Raw genomic sequence first — 22,178 nt, forward strand, 5'->3', positions numbered from 1 at the left:
AAGGGTTACCATGTGGCAACCCTTCTGCATATTTATAAAAAACAAAAAATGAGGCTGCCTTACGAATTTTCGTTAAGCCACCACCAATTGTTGTTCAAAGTTTTCAATTTCATTTTGTTAGGGCAAATATGGAAATACTTTTCACTAAAAGCAAGCATAATGATATTTTTACAATGTGCAATTTTGAGTGAGTGATTTAGCAAATTAATGATTTTGCTTTTGACCCAATAATTCATTAATTCACCCAACCACTAATTAATTTATGGCTATACGAGAACAACAGATAAATCCCGAAAATGACCTGGGCTTTGGCCCGCAACCGGTTATGAAGAGCCAGCCACTAATTAATAAAGATGGTTCGGTAAACGTTCGGCGGAAGGGCCTTTCGCTTTTTAATACAGCCGATAATTATCATACACTCATAAAAATGGGCTGGGGTAAATTCTGGCTCATTATTTTAAGTGGATATTTAATTGTCAACCTGATATTCGCTACTATTTATGTAACCATTGGTGCAGATAGCCTGGACGGCGCCAGCGGCAATAACGGCATTAGTTATTTTTTAGATGCCTTCTTTTTTTCGGCACAAACTATATCCACAGTTGGATACGGGCACATCAGTCCGCATGGTATTGTCGCCAATAGTATTGCCGCTATCGAGTCGATGCTGGGCTTGCTTGCCTTTGCGTTGGCTACAGGTTTGTTATATGGCCGTTTTTCGAGGCCGACGGCAAAGATCGTTTACAGCAACAATATACTCATAAGCCCTTATAAAGAGGATGGTAAAGGATTAATGTTCAGGATTTCGAATTTGAGGCGAAATGTGCTGATAGATCTGAATGTGGAGGTAATTTTCTCCTACAATGAAACGGTGGATGGTAAACCGATCCGAAGGTTTTTTCCCTTAGAACTGGAACGCCGGGAAGTAAGCATTTTAACCCTGAACTGGACGATAGTACATCCATTAGATGGAAATAGCCCGTTGGCTGATGCTACACCAGATGAACTGGACAGAACGCAGGCATCGTTCTCGGTATTGTTAAAAGCGTTTGACGATACCTTTTCGCAAACCGTACATTCGCGCACCTCTTACCAATATTGTGATATGGTGTGGGATGCGAAATTTGTGCAAATGTTTGAAAGGGAAGAAAGTGGCCGGATAATGCTGGATATGAGTAAAATAAGCGACTATAACCACCTTTAATACTATTTGAGTAACGGTTGCTTCTCTTTAGCAAATACTTTATAGACCTGCTTATCTAAAAAAGCGGGCAGGAATTTATTGAGAAACACTGTTAATTTGCCTTGGAAGGTCATGATCAGGGTACGCTCCCGGTTTTCTAAACCATCGGCTATAGTTTTGGCCACTTCTTCAGACGTCATCATTTTATCTTCTTCTAAAGTGCTTTCACCCTGTTGGTTACCATGCTTATTTAACGCCGTATTACGGATGTTTGACGACGTAAAACCCGGGCAAGCCACCATAATGTGCACTCCGGTATTAAAATTCTCTAATCGTAAGGCATCCAAAAAGCCGTTCATAGCATATTTGGATGCGGAATAGCCAGTACGGCCGGGTAAACCTTTATAACCGGCTATGGACGAAACACCTACAATGCTACCTTTTGTTTTTACGATCTCGGGCAGGGCGTATTTGGTACAATATACTGTGCCCCAAAAGTTTACATCCATCAATGATTTTAAAACTTGCAGATCAACATCTTTGAAAAGTGCACGCATGCTGATCCCCGCGTTATTGATCAACACGTCGATTCTGCCAAATGTAAGGTGTGTTTGTTTGATTAAAGCCCTGCAATCCTGCTCGACAGATACATCGCATTGAACGGCTAAAGCTTTGACATGGTGCTGTTTTTCAATATCTTGAGCAATTTCACATAACGTTACATACTGCCTCGCACCTAAAACTAAATTAGCACCGCGGGCAGCAAATTCATAAGCCATTGCTTTACCAATACCTGATGATGCACCTGTTATTATAATAACCTTATCTTTCAATTTCATACTTCGGGGCAAAGATCCGCGGGATGCCCGGTAGTTTTAATTTAGGCATGTGGAACAGATACTTCGCTGCGAATATAAACATCGCGCCATAAAATTGCTTAAAGTGAGCCAGACTAAATTGTTTAACCCGATTTTCTTGAAAATTAAGGATGTAGGTTTTGGGGAAGTAATAATTTTTATAACCCGCTAAACGCAGCCTAAAAGAAAGGTCGATATCGTGGCCGTAGTTGTTAAAACGTTCATCTATAGCACCTACATCATTCAATGCAGATTTTCGCAGCAGCATAAATGCGCCATTCACCATGTCTACTTCTGTGACATCAAATTCCTCTTCCTCTATCCATGTATCTGAATCTGATTTATAAAGCCGGGATTTTGGAAAATACTTTGCAAGGCCGGTTACTTTAAATACGATATTCCATGACTTGTTAACACCGGTCCGCGATTCGGTAAGGAACTTTCCACGTGAGGTTAACATTCTGACCCCCAGAGCACCAGCATCTGCATGATGTTCCATAAAATCGACAACGTTCTCTAAAGTTTTTTTGCCGCTAATAGTATCCGCATTGACCAGTAAAACATACTCCCCTTTGCTCTGCCGGATGCCTACATTGCGCGATTTGGCAACTCCAAAATGACTTTCGTTTTCCATAAGCGTTACTTCCGGAAATGTGGATTTGATCATAGCGACAGAACCGTCATTTGAATTATCGTCAACTACAATCAACTCATAATCAATATACCTGCAAGCCCTAATTAAAGCGGGAATACCTTGTTTAAGGAACGAGTACATGTTATGATTAACTATAACGACAGACAATTTCATACTTAGCCGGATAATGAATTTTCATATGGTACACGCGTTACAATAGATCGGCCTAACGTAATCTCGTCTACATACTCCAATTCACCACCAAAAGCTATGCCACGGGCTATTGTAGAGATATTTATATTAAATTGTTTTAAACGCTTGTGCAAGTAGAAGATTGTTGTATCACCCTCCATGGTTGCGCTTAAAGCAAAAATTATTTCTTTTACCTGCACATCCTTTAACCTTTCAACAAGTGTATCTACCTGCAAATCAGCGGGACCTATGCCATCCATAGGTGATATCAACCCACCCAAAACATGATACACGCCGTTATACTGATTAGTGTTTTCAATGGCCATTACATCGCGGGTATCTTCTACCACGCATATCAGGCCATGATCGCGTTTATGGGATGAGCAAATCTCACAAACTGCCTGATCTGCAATATTATGGCAGGTTTGGCAAAACTGGATCTCGTTACGAAGTTTACTAATCGTCGAGCTAAATTTCTGAACTTCTTCCTTATCGCGGTTAAGCATATGGAGAACCAAACGCAACGCTGTCTTCTGTCCTACCCCTGGTAATTTGGCAAATTCGGCAACTGCATCTTCCAGCAGTTTTGAAGAAAAATTCATACATAAAGGTACGTAAATAGCGTAAATTACCTCTAAAAATCTCTAAATCTCACCAATTTTCTAAATAAAAGCAGATGTATAAATAGATTTTTTCAGATTAATTCTTACTCGCTCCTCAAACTCTTCACAGGGTTAGCCAATGCCGATTTGATGGCTTGCCAACTCACTGCCAGCAAACAAATAGCCACACTTAAAATCAATGTTAAAATAAACACAGATAAATTAATGGATGTGTGATATGCATACTTATTCAACCAGCCATTAACGCTGTACCAACTTACGGCAGCACCGATAATAAAAGCTACGATAACTAACCTGACAAATTCCTGTGATAATTTAAACCATAAACTAACAGTACCCGCACCCAGTACCTTGCGGATACTAATTTCCTTCCGGCGTTGCTCGGCCGAGAATGATGCCAAACCGAATAACCCGAGGCACGAGATCATTGTAGCCAAACAGGTAAAGATCACCGCCATGGTGGCTAAGATCTGTTCGCTCTTAAATTTCTTGCTAAAACTTTCATCTGTAAACGTGTATTCAAATGGGTAGGCCGGGTTATACTTTTTATAAATCGCTTGCAGGTCTGTTAAGCTTTTAGATATTTGCTGGTTGGGGTTTAGCCTTAACCCAATATTCCCTATCCAGTCTTTCACAAAACCGATGATGGTAGGTTTTACTGGCGCATAGGGCGATCCCCAAACGAAATTGTCTACCACTCCAATGATGGTTCTGTTGGCTCCCATCCATTTAATAGTTTGCCCAACAGGGTCTTTTAGACGCATTAAACTAACTGCAGCCCGGTTCAGGATCACCCCTGTTGAGTCCGATGGCCTCCCCTTGGCAAAATCACGCCCTTCTAAAAGTTTTAATTGGTATGTGTCTACAAAGTGATAGGTTGCCGCAAAGCAGTCAATGGGAATATTACTTTCTCCCGGTAACTGGCCGGGCCATGTATTGTTCCAGGAGGCCCCCGTCAAATTACCGATTGGTTCTGATATCACCGCGGCATCCGTGATTGCACCTACAGCAATTGCATCGTGCCTAAAATTCTCAAAAATATCAAACATTGCTCCTTCCAGCGGCATTTCAATTAGTCCGTCGCGATTGTAGCCTACCGGTCTCCCGGCTATGTATTTAATTTGTTTGTAAATAAAAATGCTACTGATGATCAAACAAATAGCGAAGGTAAATTGCACCACTACCAATACCTGCCGTGGCCGCACGGAGCTGCCATTTCCCGTAAACTGCCCTTTTAACACTTTTACAGGATTAAATGAGGAAAGAAATAACGCCGGATAGCTGCCTGATATGATTCCTGTAAAAATGGTGATCGCCAGCGCGCTACACCACATTTGCCAGCTGCTGTAAGGAATGCTCAATTGTATTTGAATGATATTTATAAATAAAGGCAACAGAACCACAGTAAGTATAATGGCCAGTACCAATGCCAGCAGCGCCATTAATAAAGACTCGCCCATAAACTGCTTAATTAGGGATATCCGCTGTGCCCCCATCGCTTTACGTACACCCACCTCGCGGGCCCGCTTTTGCGATCGCGAGGTAGACAGGTTCATGAAATTGATACAGGCGACCAGTAAAATGCCAATAGCCAGGAATAGAAAAAGCCGCACGTATTCGATGTTCCCGCCTATGCTTACGCCGTTTTTGAACTCGCCATATAAATGCAGGCGGTTAAAGGGATACATAAAAAGCCGGATGTTTTTGTCGGGCGTATAGTGCTGACCAATCAAACCCGCAATTTTTGAATTAACAGATGCTAAAACGGCGCCGGGCTTGAATAACACATAGGTGAAATACGAGTAATTATCCCAGTTCTCGTCCTTAAGCCACGGTTGCTGCGCTATAAAGGCATCCCAGGGAATGATGGCCTTGAAAGTGAAACTCGAGTTCTGCGGATTATCCTTGATAACCGCGCTTACTTTTAGCGGGAACTGGTTGCCAAATTGCACCACTTTGCCAACCGGGTCAATATTGCCGAATAATGCTGTGGCACCTGATTGCGACATGACAACCGACGATGGATCGGTTAACGCACTTTCTTTATCGCCGTACACAAAATCGAAACTGAATACATTTAGTAAGGATGGATCGACCGCAACGGTATTCAACTTAAGCGCTTTGTTGCCGTATTTGATTAAATAATCCTTGGCCTCGTTTATTCGCGCTACCTCCTCCACTTCCGGAAAATCCTTTTTTAATACTGCCGCGAGTTTTTGCGGCGTAAAAGCTTTCGTCCTGATCTCGCCGTTAAAGGGTTGGTTTTTAAAAACCTGGTAAATGCGCCCGTTATTGGCGTGGAATTTATCAAAGCTATATTCGTTGTAAACATAAAGCAACAGCATAAAGCTAACGGCCATACCAACGGCCAGCCCACCGATGTTTATCAGCGAAGTTGTTTTATGACGAACAATGTTGCGCCAGGCGATTTTAAAGTAGTTTTTTAACATACAATGCTGATATCGTTAAGTAATACAATATCAGCATTGTTAATGTTAAATTATAAAATTTAACATCTGTTAACTTTTATTCGCTCCGTAAGCTTTTTACCGGATTTGCTACCGCGGCTTTTACTGTCTGGAAACTTAAGGTTAACAATGCCGCACCAAGCATCGCGGCACCACTCAGAGCGAAGATCCACCAGCTAATATTGGTACGGTCGGCAAAACCTTCCATCCATTTATGCATGGCAAACCACGCTATCGGCGTAACCAATACAAACGCCAGTAAAATCAACCAGATCAGCTCCGTTGATAACAAGGTTACGATCTGCGTTACAGACGCACCTAAAACCTTACGCACGCCAATCTCTTTAGTGCGTTGCGTTGTCGTATATATAGCCAGGCCTAATAGCCCCAGGCAACTTATAAAAATGGAAAGGCCTGTTGCCCAGTTTAATAGTTTACCTGTATTTTGCTCAGCTGTGTAAAATTTAGCTATACTTTCATCAAAAAATTTATACTCAAAATCGTCATCAGGATAAACCTGTTTCCATGCTTTTTCTATTCCGTTTATTGCTGTTTTCCATTCGTTGCCACCCTGAGTTTGCGGGGTAAGTGCCAAATGAAACGTTCCGTTATTATAGGTAGTGTAATGGGTTATGAGAAGCGGTTTGATAGGCGCATGTAAAGATTTCTGATGAAAATCGGCCACCACGCCTATTATCCGCATGTTTTTATCGTTGCCATTATATTTCACTACCGTGCCAACGGCGTCACCGGCTTTTTTAAACCCTATTATTTTAGCATAGGTTTCATTTACTAAAAAGCCGCTTGCCGTATCGGCTTCGGTAATATTACGGCCTGCTAAAAGCTTTATCTGGTATAGCTTCAGATAATTGGCATCGGCATATTTTTGCTGTATATCCGTGCTGATCTCCTGTTTGCCATTGCTATAAATTACCGATGTGGACATCGTATTGTTAGAAGATGGCGGCGAACTACCTACGCTTATCAATGCTATTTGCGGTATAGCCTTTATCTTTTCTAAAAATACCTTTTTTGCTTCAGGTTTAGCTTTCCAGGGTGTGCTCACAAAAACAATTGCATCTTGCTTAAAGCCGAGGTTCTTATGCGTGGCGTAATAGATCTGTTTACTTACCAGCAGCGTAGCCATAATAAAGAACTGGGCTATTACAAATTGTGTTACCGTTAAAGATTTGCGGAGCCATGCGCCACGCGTTTTACCTGTACTATTTGCCGATTGGCCTTTTAGCACCTGCACCGGCTGATAGGATGATAAAACAATTGCCGGATAAAAGCCTGATAACAAACTTACAACAACTATTAACAGTAGCAGGAATATCAATAAAGCCGGTTGGAAATGATAGGTTTCGGTAACGCCCGGGGGGATAAAGTCTGAGAATAGTTTCAGCACCAGCGGGCATAATGCTACAGCGATAATAACAGCCAGCAGCGTTATTAAAAACGTTTCGCTCAAAAATTGCATGATGAGTTCTGCTCGGCTACCGCCCATTGTTTTGCGGATACCAATTTCTTTTGCCCGTTGTGAGGCCTGTGCCGTAGTCAAATTAATAAAGTTGATGCAACCTAAAATAAGTAAAAAAGCTGCTATGCCCAACAAACCGTAAAGTGTGGTTTTGCTTGCAGTACGCATGCCGTCCATACCGCCGTAAATTTGGTCAAAATGGATTGCAGCGAGCGGCTGCAGTTTAAAATCCTGTGTACTGTTTTTTTCGGCAGCCGTACGCGGATGATGTTTTCTGAGCATCGCATTAAATTGCCTTTCTACTGCGCCGGGAGTTGTACCGGACGATAACTTTACAAATAATTGTGACGACGAACTGGTATTTGTCCAGTTACTCCAGTTAAAATTAGGTTTCAGATAGCTTTGCGTAGTGCCGCTTATGTAAGAAACGATATCGTGAAAAGCAAAATCGGAATTTTTAGAAAACGGTACGATTATACCGCTTACGGTAGCTTTAATGGAATCATCGTAGATGATCCCCCTGCCTATCATTTCACTGTAATCTAGCTTAGGGAAATAGATCTTTGCCTGTTTGGTAGTTAATACCACCTGGCCGGGGTCTTTTAGTGAAGTAGCAGCAGAGCCTGCCAACCATTTAAAATCAAATATTTTAAAAAAGTTTTGATCAGCAAAGATAAGCTGCACATCTTTGATCTTTGCCGGGGTTTTACTGCCGTTAGGGACATTTGCCCTTACCGAACCCATCAGGTAATATGGGGCAACTATATCCAGCCCTGTTGCTTCGGTTTTTGCTGCACCGGGCAGGGCCATGGTTACACCGTTGTTATAACCTTTCTCGCCAGAGAACGAATAGTCGGTAACCACCCGGTAAACGCGGTCACTGTCTTTATGGAAATTATCAAAAGTAAAGTCAAATTGCACAATCAGGTAAATGACCAGTGCTGCCGTAATGCCTATAGATAGCCCAACAATGTTGATAAATGTAAACAGCTTATGTTTACGAAAGCCCCTGAAAGCAATTTTAAAATAGTTTTTTATCATAATATAAAATTCTGTTACTAAACCAAATGATCCATTTAAATCACTAATTCATTAATTGCTTTTACTCGCTCCTTAAACTCTTAACCGGGTTGGCTAAAGCTGCTTTGATAGCCTGATAACTTACCGTTGCCAATGCGATCACCACGGTTATAAGTCCCGCTGCGGCAAACATCCACCAACTTAGGGCGATACGGTACTCATATTTTTGCAACCATTGGTTCATGGCATAAACAGATGCGCCGATACCTATCACAATAGAAAAAGCAACCAATTTCATAAAATCTTTAGAGAGTAATCCTGTCAGATTGAAAACGGTAGCGCCGAGTACCTTGCGGACACCGATCTCTTTAACGCGCTGCTCGGCCGCATAAGCTGCCAAACCGAACAAGCCCAAGCAGGATATCACAATGGCCAGCCCGCCAAAAAGGTTAGCCAGCGTAGCCAGCAGTTTTTCATTTTGGAATTTCTTTTCAAAATCGCTATCCACAAAGTTAATAGTGGGCGGGAAAGACGGATTAATCGTTTTGAGCACCTTAGTAATGGCATCAACATTGGCGGTGATGCTTTTGCTTTGGTTAAGGCGCAAGGCAACTACCGTGGCATTGCCACCGGCAAACTGCGTTATCATGGGTCTGATCTTTTCATAGGGCGATCCCCAAACAAAATCCTGGTAAACACCCACAACGGTCATCGAGGCATCGCCCCATTTAATAATACTACCTACAGGGCTTTTCAATTTCATGATGTTAGCAGCTGTTTGGTTGATCATCACCGTTTTACCAGCGGTATCTGCCGGGTTAGCGGCCGATAGCTCGCGGCCATCTACTAATTTCATCCCCTCTGTTTTGGTAAAGTTTTCACCGCCGCGCAAGATGTCAAATAGGATCTGCTGGTTAGCGTCTTTACCGGGCCAGCTTACCGCCCAGGTATTACTGCCCGATTCATTGATGCTTTGTGATAAAGTAGTAGCGTCGGTAATATTGCCCGATTGTTTCAACTCGTTAACAAACACCTGTTGTTGTTTTTGCAGGTCGCCTTCTAAAGGGATCTCTACCAGGTTATTTTTGTCGAACCCTGTCGATTTTTCCTGTACGAATTTGATCTGCCTGTAAATACAGATGGTTGCGGTAATCAAAAACACCGCGCATGAAAACTGTAACACCACCAATACTTTGCGTAAAGGCAATGCAGATGAGCCACCTTTAAATACACCCTTAAGCACTTTGATAGGTTCAAACGATGATAAGTAAAACGCCGGGTAACTGCCCGCCAATATTCCCGTAGCTATACCGATAGCCAGGATGATAATCCAGGCATACCATTGGGCATAGGGGATGGCCAGCTTAAGTCCTAACAGATCATTAAAGAACGGTAAGGAAAGGATAACGATCACAACTGCGATGATGGTAGATAGCAGCGACAAGATCACCGACTCTGTAATGAACTGGCTAATCAGCGAAAGCTTGTTAGAACCAATTGCTTTGCGGATGCCTACTTCTTTTGCGCGCTTCTCTGACCTGGCGGTACTTAAGTTCATAAAATTAACACAGGCGATGAGCAAAATACAAATAGCCAGGGTGATAAACAGGTGGATCTGATCGATCATTCCCCCTACCGATTTACCATTCTCGAATTTTGAATACAAATGCAGTTTAGCAAAAGGGAAAAGAAATACCTCATTTTTATTACCATCTGCGTGGCGGCCAATTATATTTTTGATGATCTTATTTGCCTTGTCTGGTGATGCACTATCCTTGAGCTGTACAATTGTACGGGCAAAGTTACTGCCCCAGTCGGCGTTTTTTGCCCAGGGATTACTATCCTCAAACATGACCCAGGGTAACACAAATTCAAACTGAAAGCTGGCATTTGCCGGCAAATCTTTAATTACACCGGTTACTTTTAAAGGTAACTGGTTATTACGTTTAACGATCTTATTGATCGGGTCTTCGTCGCCAAAAAGTGTCTTGGCCAGGCTTTCTGTAATAACGATGGAATTAGGCAATTTTATGGCGTTTACAGCACTGCCTTTAATGAATTTATAAGAGAAGATATCAAAAAAGCCATCTTCGGCAAACAGCCCGGATTTTTTGAAGCTATTGTTTTTGTAACTCAATAACCCCTCGGCAGTGTAGCTAATCACGCGGATGGAGCTTACCACATCGGGCACCTCATTTTTAATGGCTGATGCCAGCAAACGCGGCGTTGCGGCTACCGTAAAAATACTCCCATCGCCGGGTTGGTTATTCTCAATTATGTAGGTGTTATCGATATTATCAAAATGCTTATCGTAATTTAAATGATATGTAATATACAATAGCAAAAGCAGGCAACTGGCCATACCCAATGCCAGCCCACCCGCGTTAATAAACGAGAAACCCTTGTGTTTGCTAATATTGCGCCAGGCAATTTTGAGGTAGTTTTTAAACATAATATTTTTTTAAAACCAAACTGGAATTCATCAAAAAGCCCGGCAAATAAACTACCGGGCATTGTACGATTATCTTGTAGAAATTGAAATACTGCCATTACCGCGAACCTCAACAATTGAGCCGCCGCCGTTTACCTTACCAACTACTTTATCCTTGCTTTTTTCGCCGCTGAAGGTGCCGGTAAGGTTGTAAGTTACGCGGTCGGCACGCAGATCAAGATCCATGGACGCACCGGCAGGCACGTTTAAATCAACATGGCCCGAGCTTGATTCTAACTTAACGTATTTGCCAACACGTACCATATCTGCATGTACGCTCCCACCGCTGGTTGATGCATCTAAACTGCCCGATATAGCTGCCAGGTTAACACTGCCGCCACTCGTGCCGGTGATCAGTTCGCCGTCTATCTGGCTGCCAGTGATGCTGCCGCCGCTGGTAGTGGCATTAATGTAACCTTTAAGATTATCAAGCTTTAACGATCCGCCCGAAGTTTCTAATTTGATTTTACCCGAGCAATTGCTTGCGGTTATGCTGCCACCGCTTGTAGTTAGGTTGATATCCTGTTTAGAATTGGATACCTTGATGCTGCCGCCACTGGTTTCGCCGCGGATAACACCAGTTAGCGCGTTTACATTTAAGCTGCCGCCGCTGGTTTCAAACTGCTGCGTACCGGTTAAATTATCAAGGCTGATGCTACCACCGCTTGTATTTAGATTAGTTGCTACCTGCTTAGGTACATAAACCTTAAAGCCGATACTCAGGCTGCGCTTCCAGTTGCTGATGTTATGTTTTTGCTTGGCTGTTGCGTGCAGCTCACCATCGTGTACGGAAATATCCAGGGTGTAGTCTTCGTTCAGGCGTTTCTTGATCTCATCTTTGGTCAGGTCCTGGTTATTGTTGCCCACTATATAAACTTCTAACCGGGGCTCCTGCCCACCCGCAACGCTGATGCTGCCGCCGCTGGTGTTTACAAATACGTTTTTGATACCGTCAGCCGCTAACGACCTGGTTAAATATGGCGTGCGATTATCCTGCGCTGATGCAGCATAAGTAGCAGATGCCAACAGGAATAATAATAAATGCTTTTTCATGATAATTTTAAGTTTATAATATGATGTTTATTTTGTTGTAATAGTTGCACGGCCCCCTCTAAATCCCCCCCCCGGAAGAGGAGTTTTTGGATGGGGCTCACTCGCTCTTCAAGCTCTTTACCGGGTTTGTTAAAGCTGCTTTTACAGATTGCACGCCAACTGTTACCAATGCTATTAAAGCCGCCCCTGCCCCCGCTAACAGGAATACCCAGAAACTGATATTTATTTTATACTGAAAATCTTGCAGCCAAACATTCATGGCATACCATGCAATAGGGCAGGCAATAATTGTGGCGATAACTACCAGTTTCATCAAATCGGTTGATAAAAGGCTTACAATACTGGCCACGCTTGCACCTAAAACCTTGCGGATCCCTATCTCCTTTACCCGCTGCTCTGCGGTAAAGGTTACCAGTCCAAACAGGCCTAAACAAGCAATAATGATCGCCAGGATGGTAAAGATCAATAGAATTGTCCCCTGCCGTTGCTCGGTTTGGTATTGGGCCGCAAAATTTTGATCCAAAAAGTGGAACTCGGCTTTATTCTCGTTATCGAACCCTTCGTAAACTTTGCTGATGTAAGCTAATGATGCCGGGGTATTGCCCTTAGCAATCCGGACGTATACGTTGTCTTTATCATTAGTTTCGGCAGGCATACTCAATACTATCGGCGATATTTTATGCTGAAGCGAATAGGTGTTAAAATCTTTAACCACACCTACTATCGTTTGCGAGATGACTTTACCATCTTTGCCCACGCCTGTACGTACTAGCCTGCCTACGGGTTTTTTCCAGCCTAATTCGTTAACCAGTGTTTGGTTTACAATGATGGCATCTTTAACATCGCTTAAGTTTTCTTTAGAAAAATTACGTCCGTCGGCCATTTTGATTTGTAACGTCGGGATAAAATCGGCATCGATCATCAGGTCCTGCACCACTTTTGACTCACCGGTTGACCGGCCATCGGGCCCTAAATTAAAGTCGCCACCACCGATATTGTTGTTACCGATTGGGTTACCGGCGATACCCACAGCTTCGATATTAGGGTTTTGAAGCAATTGTTGTTTCAACGCATCTACCCTGCCGCGTACCGGTTTGCTGATATGAAAAGTTAGTGTTTGGGCTTTATTGAACCCCAAATCCTTATTCATCACAAAATGAAGCTGCTGGTAGATCACACTCGAACCGGCTATCATGACAATGGTAATTACAAACTGAAATACCACTAACGATTTCCTGAATAAGATGGTGCTGAACTGGTTGCCCAATTGCCCCTTCATGGCCGCAATCGTCTTGAATTTTGAAAGGAAGAATGCCGGATAAATGCCGCTTAGTAAACCTGTAAATAAGGAGAAACCAGCGAATATCAACACCGTTTTAACCGAACCAAACTGCAACAGGGTCAAGCTTTTACCAGAAAGCTGGTTAAAGTAGGGTAACGCAAACTGGATAATAACTCCGGCTGCAATGGTAGCAATAAAAGTAAGCAACACCGATTCGGCAAAGAACATCATCATAAGCTGTGACCTGTCGGATCCGATCACCTTGCGTACGCCAATTTCCTTTATCCGGATAGAGGAACGCGCGGTAGTGAGGTTAACATAATTGATCACCGCGATAATCAGGATCAGCAAAGCGGTAATACTAAATACGTAGATGTAGGTGATGTTACCATTTGAGCCCAATTCATAACTCAGGTTAGATTTCAGGTGGATATCGGTAAGCGGCTGCAATTCCAGTTTAAAGGTCATGGCACCCAGCCCTGCCTTACCGGCCTTTAAATGATTGCTAAAAAATGTGGCCGATGCGGCCTCTATCCTTTTGTAATCGTCATGCTCTTTTAAACGTAAATAAGTATAAATGCTAAAATTGCCCCAGTTAGCCTCGCCGCCGGTATAATCGGCTGGTAATGCGCGCAGCGCTTTAAAGGTAAAGTGCGAGTTTACAGGCACGTTATCAATAATAGCGGTAACTGTTGTTGGGGTATTATCTACAGCTATGGTTTTATTGAAGGCGGCTTCTGCACTGCCAAATAAGCTTTCGGCAAGGGCTTTTGTTAAAACAATACTTTGTGGTTTAGCTAAAGCGTTTTGCGCGTCGCCGTATAAGAATTGGTAGCTGAATATGTTAAAGATGCTGTTATCGGCAAACAGCATATTACCCTCGCTGATTTTTTTATCGCCAACCGTTATCTGGCCGCCACCCTCTGCATCTACACGGGCGGCATCAACCACCTGCGGAAATTCGGCTTTCATAGCAGGTGCAAATGGTGGCGAAGTTACGGCGATATCAAATTTGCCGCCTGTCCACCGACCGTGTTGCACCACGCGGAAAACTTTATCAGCATTGGTATTGTAACGGTCAAAGCTCCATTCGTCGGTAATGTACAGGGTAATCAGCCAAAAAGCGGCTATCCCAACAGCCAAGCCGAATACGTTTATAAAAGAGAAGGCTTTGTGCTTTTGCAGGTTGCGCCAGGCTATTTTAAAATAATTCTTCAGCATGATAAGTTGATTTGTTAACTAAGGCCTAAAATACATACCAAGATATAAATATACTGATTTACAGCGTTTTAAATTGAATCAACGATATGCGCGTGTACGCAAGTGTAACAGTTGGTGTTCGGATATGATACAGTGGTTTCAGTGATTAGAGATTAGTTGACCGGAGATAAGGTGCTACCATTTGAACTAGTCTCTGATCAACTAACCTCTTATCGCCAATTACTCGTTCTTTAAACTTTTTACCGGGTTGGCCAGTGCCGCTTTTATCGATTGGATGCTGATAGTAGCCAGCGCGATCAGCGTGGCACCCACGCTAGCGATGATGAACACCCCCCAGGTGATGTTGATCTTGTAAGCAAAATCCTGCAGCCAGCCTTGCATGGCAAACCAGGCCAGCGGCATAGCTATTACAATGGCGATGATAATAAGCACCATAAACTCTGACGCCAGCAGGGCAATGATCTTACCTACGCTTGCACCCAACACTTTACGGATGCCTATCTCCCTGGTTTTAACCTGTGCCGAATAAGTAGCCAGGCCAAAAAGCCCCAGGCAGGATATGACAATTGCTATGGCCGAGAACAGGTTAAACAACGATCCCTGCTTTTGCTCGGTAGTATAAAGCTTAGCGTAGGTTTCATCTAAAAATGCGTAAGTGAACGGTACATCATTATTGTATTGCTTCCACAAACCTTGCGTGCTGGCAATGGCTTTTTGAGCATCTTTACCGGTTGTTTTAATGTAAAGGTTCCAGCAGTAATTAGGGTTATATTGGAAAACTGCAGGTTCTATTTTTTTATGGATAGTATTGAAATGAAAATCCTTAACAACGCCAATGATGGTACCGGTTATAGTTTGCACACGCAGGCGTTTACCAACCGGGTCTTTTAGCCCCATTTCTTTAACAGCCGTTTCGTTGATCAGGAAGTGGGCCGAATCTGCCACTACACCTTTAAAATTACTTCCCTCTGTTATCTTCATTTTAAAGAATGGGATGAGGTCTTTATCGGCATAGATCTGGTTAAACCACATGTTAGAGTTTGCTGGTTTGCCATCCCAGTCGCTATCGCCGGTCGAGCTGCCATCTGTAACGATATTGCGGCCTGCACGTGTTATGGCAAGTACGCCGGGGTTCTTCAGCAATTCGTTCTTTACCACTTCAAAGTGGTCTTTCATATCCTGCCTCATGCTCACCGAGATAATATTCTCTTTATCGTACCCCAGGTTTTTATTACGGATAAATTTTAACTGGTTGCCTATAACCAATGTGCCGATGATCAAAACAATAGACACCGCAAATTGAGTAACCACCAGTATGCGCCTGAAAGCTACATTACCGATACCGACCGTTACTTTACCCTTTAAAGCCTTTAACGGCTCGAAAGATGATAACAGGATTGCCGGATAAATACTGGATGCTGCCAGGGTGCCCAATAAGGTAGCGACTATACAAAGCCAGATATTGTAATTAGTTAAACTGAACGTAATTTGCTTGCCCGAAAACTGGTTAAAGTATGGCAGCAATACAAACATCAGCACAAAGGCAAAAACGGCGGATATGACGAATAAAAAAGCCGTTTCCACCATAAACTGCATAAACAACTGGAATTTATCTGCGCCGATGATCTTGCGCATGCTTACTTCTTTGGCACGCAACATAGAACGGGCTGTAGAAAGGTTTACGTAATTGATACAAGCTATAATTAATATCATCAGCGCCACGATACCAAACGTACGCACGGTAGAAAAACCGCCGTCTGTGCCGTCAGCTTTATACAAGTGCATTTGAAGTAGCGGCTGTGTAAGGTATGGCACAGGTGCATCTTCTGGCTTGTTGCGCTCATGTATGGCCTGCAGTTTCTTTTCTAAAGCTGCCATGTTAACATCAGATTTTAGCAGCAGATAAGTTTGAAAACCAAATTGCGACCAGTCGCCATCCATTGATGATACGAAGCTTTTGTTGTCGTAAGTCCTTTTATTTTTAACATAGCCCTGGTAGTTATACATCGAAGTTGGCATCATAATATGATACTTAAAACTCGAGTTAGCCGGGTAATCGGCGATTACTCCAGTAACTTTGGCCTGCTGATCCTGCCCCATCATCACCACTTTACCTATAGGGTCTTCATCACCAAAATACTTTTTGGCGGTACTTGCTGTAATTACTACAGAGCTATTATCCTGGAATGGGTGGCGCTTATCGCCTTTGATCAACGGGAAATCGAATACGGTAAAATAAGATGGGTCTACAAAGGCAAAGTCAGGTTCAATAAACACTTTGTCTTTGTACTTAAATGGTGCATCACCCAATGCCATTATCCTTACCGCGTCCTTCACCTCAGGAACCTCACTTTTGGCGAATGTCGCCACCGGGGCAATGATGTTATTAAAGATCTGCTTGCTGATGCCGGTACCGCCAACAATGCCCACTTTGTAGATCTTATCGGCATTAGTATTGGCCTTATCAAAGCTTAATTCATCCTGCACCCAAAGCAGCATAAAAATACCCACAACAAGCCCTACGGTAAGCCCCGCCACATTGATGGTAGCGTAAAATTTATTGTTGACGATGTTACGCCAAGCTGTTTTTAAATAGTTTCTTATCATGGTGACCGTTGATTTTATAATTAAATTATTAAGCTGACTTTAAGCTGCGTTCTTCTTATATCTTGGTTTATCATTTCTTGTCGCCTTTTTATTCGCTCCGCAGGCTTTTAACCGGGTTACTTAAGGCAGCCTTTATAGATTGGAAACTGATGGTAACGAAAGCGATCACTATGGCAGCCAAACCTGCGGAGGTAATAACCCACCATTGGATACCTACCCGGTAGGCAAAGTCTTGTAGCCATATATGCATAACATACCACGCCAGCGGCGAAGCGATCAGTATGGCTATAAATACCAGTTTCATAAAATTCATGGAGAGCATGCCTACGATAGCCGATACGTTTGCACCTAGTATTTTTCTGATACCTATCTCTTTGATTCGCTGTTCTGCCGCGTACGCGGCTAACCCGAAAAGGCCCAGGCAGGCAATGATAATGGCAAGTGAAGTAAACACAATAAAAATTTTGCCTATCCGCTGCTCTGTACGGTAAGATGCATCAAAATCCTGATCCATAAATGAGTAGTCGATTTGCACATTGGGCGACAGGTTAGCCCATTGGGCTTTGATCTGTGACAAAGTTGATGGCAGGTTGCCCCCCTTTAAACGGATGGCTATAGCGCCGTTATTACCGCCATAAGTGAAAATTACCGGTTCTATTTTATCCCTTAACGAATTGAAATTAAAGTCTTTAACTATCCCAACAATATGCAATTGTTTAATGTTGCCTGCTTTTTGCTCGCCGCCCTGCGATTGATATAAAGGATGATCTATAGGATTGCCTAGCTGGAGGAAACTGGCGGCCGATTCATTGATTATAACCGCTGTCGAATCGTTAAGATTGTCTTTTTGAAAATTGCGCCCGGCAATGATTTTCATCCCCAGTGTGGGTATATAGTCGGCATCTACATTCCAGCTTTGCGGGAAAAGAGATTTTTTTTGATCGTAAGTGGCATCCTTAAAGTAAATGCGGGTATTGCGCCAGCCCGCGGTTGGTAAAAACCCGGTCATGGTGGCACCTTCAACTCCGGTAATATCCGTCAATTCCTTTTTAAATACTGCCGCCTGTTGGTTAAGCTCATTAACGTTCTTAACAATCAAAACTTGGCTGCGGTTATAACCCAGGTTTTTTGTTTGGATAAAATTAAGCTGGTTATATATCACTAATGTACCGATGATAAGAATAATTGAAACGGTGAATTGAAAAACAACAAGGTAGCTGCGTAAGCCGCCACCTTTGAACCCCGCCGACAGTTTTCCTTTTAAAACATCAATCGGCTGAAACGCAGATAAGAAAAAAGCGGGGTAAGAGCCTGATATCGAACCTACAACGATCACAATGGAAAGCAAGACAGGAATAAGCCAGATCAACGTTTTGCTGTTAATAACAAGCTCTTTACCGGCAAGCTCATTAAATAACGGTAACAGCGCGTAGGCACCCAATACAGCAATGATGGTTGCAATTAATGTGACCAAAACAGATTCTGACAGGAATTGAAAGATAAGGTGTTTGCGTGACGACCCAAGCACTTTACGCACACCAACCTCACGCGCCCGGTTAGATGAACGGGCGGTGCTCAGGTTCATAAAATTAACACAGGCTATCAGCAGTATAAAAAGCGCGATTGCCGAAAATATGTAAACGTATTGTGCTGTACCGTTAGGGCCAAGTTCGCCGGTAAGATTTGATTTTAGGTGAATGCTTGTTAACGGCATTAAGTTTAAGCGAAAGTAACTGCCGCTTTTTTCGAACTGATCGATACTCATTTTAAGATCGTTTTGCATTTGCCTGCCGCTAAACTTTTTCAAAAGCAGCGGAAAACCTGCCTGGAGCTTATCCGAGTCAGCGGGGGATTTTAAAAGCACATAGGTGTTGTAATCACTTCTTAACCACTCGTTACTGCGGCTGTCTTTGAAAGACTCCATCGACAGGAAGAAATCAAAATTAAAATGCGACGTTTTGGGCACATCTTTTATAACCCCTGTTACTTTAAAATTTTCATGATCATTAAATAGAATTGGTTTCCCGACGGCATCTACGGTGTTAAAATATTTTAAAGCCGTTGTTTCTGTGATCACTACAGAATTGGGTTCAGCCAAGGCAGTTTTAGGGTCGCCGCTTATCATAGGCAGGGTAAATACATTAAACACCGACGCATCAGCAAAAACTAATTTATTTTCAATGATGTTGCTGCTTCCTTTGCGTACATGCGTTGTACCTGCTACCTTTAAACGGGTCGCATCTTCAACATAAGGGTATTCTGCAATCAACGTTTTTGCTAAAGGCGGCATAGCAACGGCATAATGCACGGTGTTTTCACCAAGCTTTAAGTCTTCGCCAATTCGGAATATCCTATCCGACTTTACGTTGTAGCGGTCGTAGCTCAATTCATCAACCACATAAAAAACAATGAGCAGGCAAGAAGCTAAACCCAAAGCAAGCCCTAATATATTGATCGCTGCAAACCCCTTATTTTTGTAAAGGCTGCGAAAAGCCGTTTTAATATAATTTTTTAACATCTTTTTTGGGTTGAATAATAAATTCTAAAACCTGAATAACAATCAATAAATATTTACTCGCTTCGCAAACTTTTTACCGGGTTTACCAGCGCCGCTTTAAGTGATTTAATGCCTACGGTAGCAAATGCAATAATGAAAGTAATTAGTGCAGCGAAGGCGAAAATCCACCAGTGTAAGGGCGTGCGATAGGCAAAGTTTTGTAACCATGCCTGCATAAAGCAATATCCTAACGGTATGGCTATCACTGTAGCAATGGCAACGGGTTTAAGCAAATCTGTAGATAACAGTAAAAGGATATTGCTTACCGATGAACCCAGCACCTTACGCACACCAATCTCTTTGGTACGTTTAACAGCGGTGAATGAAGCTAAACCAAAGAGACCCAGGCAGGCAATAAAAATGGCTAACCCGGAGAAGATAGTAAGCATAGTTTTTTGGCGGATATCTGTTTTATAGGTGACGTCAAATTTCTGATCAAGGAAACTGTAGTCGAATGGGTAAACCGGGGCCGCCTGCGCATAAGCCTTTTTAATATCGGCAATTGCATTATTTAAGTTACCCGGTTTTAATTTGATAACGGCCACACGCCTATCGTCTGACGGTGAAATAACAAGGGCGTCCATATTTTCTTTGAGGGATAAGAAATTGTAGTCTTTAACAACACCGATGATGCGCCGTTTAAGACTATCGCGTACGGTGTTTTTAATCCATTTACCTACAGCTTGGTTTGGTGTAAAGCCCAGTTTACGAGCAGCTGTCTCATTGATTAGCGCAGCTTCTGTTGTGTCTGTCGAAAACTGCGGCGAGAAATCCCGACCGGCGACAATTTTTAGTCCGACGGTTTTTACATATTCGAAATCAGCAAATTCACTTCGCGATTTAAATGCCTCGTTTTGGCCTTCCACTTCATACGTCTGCACATCATGAAAGCCGCCCGGTTCGCCAGACATTAATGAAACCGAAGCGATTGCTTGATTACTTTCTAATGTCGACTTAAATAATCGCCTATGGTTAAATATATCATCATTGTCCAGGTTAACAGTTACCACCTGTTGTTGGTTATAACCTAATTCTTTGCCCTTAACAAAATCCATTTGCTTAACAATAACAAAAGTGCCGATTATTAAGAGTAGGGAAATGCTAAACTGCACCACCACCAACGATTGCCTGAAAAAATTGCCGCTTTTACCTAAACGCAACTTGCCCTTAAGTGCCTGGATTGGCGAAAAAGCCGACAGGAAAAAGGCGGGATAACTACCTGCCAGGAACCCGATAACCAATATCACCCCTACGAGGAATAAATAGATGGGGGCCGAATTCCACGAAACCGACAATTTGTAGCCTAATAATTCTTTATACCAAGGCATACAAATAAGGAGCAAGCCAATTGACAAAATGCAGGAAACAATCGTAAGCAAAATAGATTCGCCAATAAATTGTAATACCAGGTGGCTTTTGTGCGCACCAAGCACTTTGCGTAATCCAACTTCTTTAGAGCGTTCAACTGCGCGTATGGTTGATAAGTTAGTAAAGTTGATACATGCTATTAGCATGATGAGTATTGCTATGCATAGAAAAATATATACTACTGTTTTATCTCCGTGTTTCACATTGTCAAAGGCAGATGCCTTTTCAAAATAAATATCCGGTAATGCAGTAAGCGACAGGCTTATTTTAATACCGGAATGCTGCATATCTGCGCCCATATATTTAGTCAAAAACGGGGCGAACTTTTGTTCTAATACTGATTTGTTGGTATGCTCACCCAACAAAACGTAGGTAAATAATCGGTTATTTATCCAAACGTTAAACCCCGTGTTATTTAAATAGCTGGTTATAGGAATAACCATGTCAAAATCAATATGTGAGTTTGGGGGGACATCCTTCGAGATCCCGGTTACTTTAAACTGCTGTTGCTTATCAAGCGTGAGTACTTTCCCCATGGCTTTATCAGTACTGCCAAAATATTTTTTCGCGGTTGTTTCTGTAAGTACGATACTTAATGGGTCTTTAAGTACAGTTGCAGCATTACCTTTTATTAGTTTAAAAGAAAAAAGATCGAAAAACCCCGGGTCTGTTACATAAAGTTTCTTCTCAAGGAACGATTTATTATCAAAGGAGATCAGGCCCTGGTTGGTGTTAACCCTTACTGCTTGTTTAATATCGCCAGGGAAATCGTTTAATAAGGCGGGGGCATAAGGCCCGGACACATAGGGAACGCCCTCCTTCATTTCTTTAAAATTGCGCATCACCCTGTAAATGCGCTTTTGCTTGGTGTGAAAATTATCAACGCTGAACTCGTTCATAATGTAAACAAATATCATCATGCACACTGTAATACCGATGGTCAAACCCAGGATATGGATAAGTGAAAAAGCCTTGTTTTTTGTAAGGCTGCGATAAGCTATTTTCAAATAATTTTTAAACATGGTATTTTGATTACGGTTGTAAACATTTAACTATGAATGACTTGATGCTATGCATTTTTAAAATACACACTCAAAGTTTGGGTAATACTCCAACCAACCCCGCCGCTTTTGAGGGCGGAG

Annotated in this window: 12 protein-coding genes; 1 reads left to right on the forward strand and 11 read right to left on the reverse strand. The window is 42.5% G+C overall.

The genetic code is table 11. The features are described from left to right. Window positions 1-262 precede the first annotated feature (262 nt). On the forward strand, window positions 263-1,204 hold the full coding sequence (locus IDJ76_RS04065) for an ion channel (RefSeq protein WP_191160964.1): 942 nt from the start codon (window positions 263-265) through the stop codon (window positions 1,202-1,204). 2 nt (window positions 1,205-1,206) lie between these two features. Here the strand turns inward: IDJ76_RS04065 and IDJ76_RS04070 are convergent, their stop codons facing one another. The 11 genes from IDJ76_RS04070 to IDJ76_RS04120 all read right to left on the reverse strand — a co-directional run bounded on the left by IDJ76_RS04070 (window position 1,207) and on the right by IDJ76_RS04120 (window position 22,058). Next, the gene (locus tag IDJ76_RS04070; RefSeq protein ID WP_191160966.1) at window positions 1,207-2,022 is read right to left on the reverse strand and encodes an SDR family oxidoreductase; all 816 of its coding nucleotides are present in this window, start codon (window positions 2,020-2,022) and stop codon (window positions 1,207-1,209) included. After that, window positions 2,006-2,848 (reverse strand): glycosyltransferase family 2 protein, encoded by an 843-nt coding sequence (locus IDJ76_RS04075; RefSeq protein WP_191160968.1) that lies wholly within the window; start codon window positions 2,846-2,848, stop codon window positions 2,006-2,008. Before IDJ76_RS04075 ends, IDJ76_RS04070 begins: the two co-directional genes overlap by 17 nt. A gap of 2 nt (window positions 2,849-2,850) precedes the next feature. After that, window positions 2,851-3,468, reverse strand: coding sequence for a recombination mediator RecR (recR, locus tag IDJ76_RS04080; RefSeq protein ID WP_191160970.1), 618 nt, complete (start codon window positions 3,466-3,468; stop codon window positions 2,851-2,853). 104 nt (window positions 3,469-3,572) lie between these two features. After that, window positions 3,573-5,939 (reverse strand): ABC transporter permease, encoded by a 2,367-nt coding sequence (locus IDJ76_RS04085; RefSeq protein WP_191160971.1) that lies wholly within the window; start codon window positions 5,937-5,939, stop codon window positions 3,573-3,575. Window positions 5,940-6,015: 76 nt separating this feature from the next. Continuing rightward, window positions 6,016-8,478, reverse strand: coding sequence for an ABC transporter permease (locus tag IDJ76_RS04090; RefSeq protein WP_191160973.1), 2,463 nt, complete (start codon window positions 8,476-8,478; stop codon window positions 6,016-6,018). Window positions 8,479-8,539: 61 nt separating this feature from the next. Beyond that, window positions 8,540-10,909 (reverse strand): ABC transporter permease, encoded by a 2,370-nt coding sequence (locus tag IDJ76_RS04095; RefSeq protein ID WP_191160975.1) that lies wholly within the window; start codon window positions 10,907-10,909, stop codon window positions 8,540-8,542. Window positions 10,910-10,978: 69 nt separating this feature from the next. Then, window positions 10,979-12,001, reverse strand: coding sequence for a DUF4097 family beta strand repeat-containing protein (locus tag IDJ76_RS04100; RefSeq protein WP_191160977.1), 1,023 nt, complete (start codon window positions 11,999-12,001; stop codon window positions 10,979-10,981). Between the two features lie 97 nt (window positions 12,002-12,098). Further along, a complete protein-coding gene (locus IDJ76_RS04105) occupies window positions 12,099-14,504 on the reverse strand; it encodes an ABC transporter permease (protein ID WP_191160979.1) in 2,406 nt (801 codons plus the stop codon). 219 nt (window positions 14,505-14,723) lie between these two features. After that, the gene (locus tag IDJ76_RS04110) at window positions 14,724-17,111 is read right to left on the reverse strand and encodes an ABC transporter permease (protein ID WP_191160982.1); all 2,388 of its coding nucleotides are present in this window, start codon (window positions 17,109-17,111) and stop codon (window positions 14,724-14,726) included. 88 nt (window positions 17,112-17,199) lie between these two features. Next, complete coding sequence (locus tag IDJ76_RS04115) at window positions 17,200-19,629, reverse strand: ABC transporter permease (protein ID WP_191160984.1); 2,430 nt, start codon at window positions 19,627-19,629, stop codon at window positions 17,200-17,202. 53 nt (window positions 19,630-19,682) lie between these two features. Then, the gene (locus IDJ76_RS04120; protein ID WP_191160986.1) at window positions 19,683-22,058 is read right to left on the reverse strand and encodes an ABC transporter permease; all 2,376 of its coding nucleotides are present in this window, start codon (window positions 22,056-22,058) and stop codon (window positions 19,683-19,685) included. Window positions 22,059-22,178: the final 120 nt, after the last annotated feature.

It is taken from the genome of Mucilaginibacter glaciei, from assembly GCF_014773245.1.
Classification (GTDB): Bacteria; Bacteroidota; Bacteroidia; order Sphingobacteriales; family Sphingobacteriaceae; genus Mucilaginibacter; species Mucilaginibacter glaciei.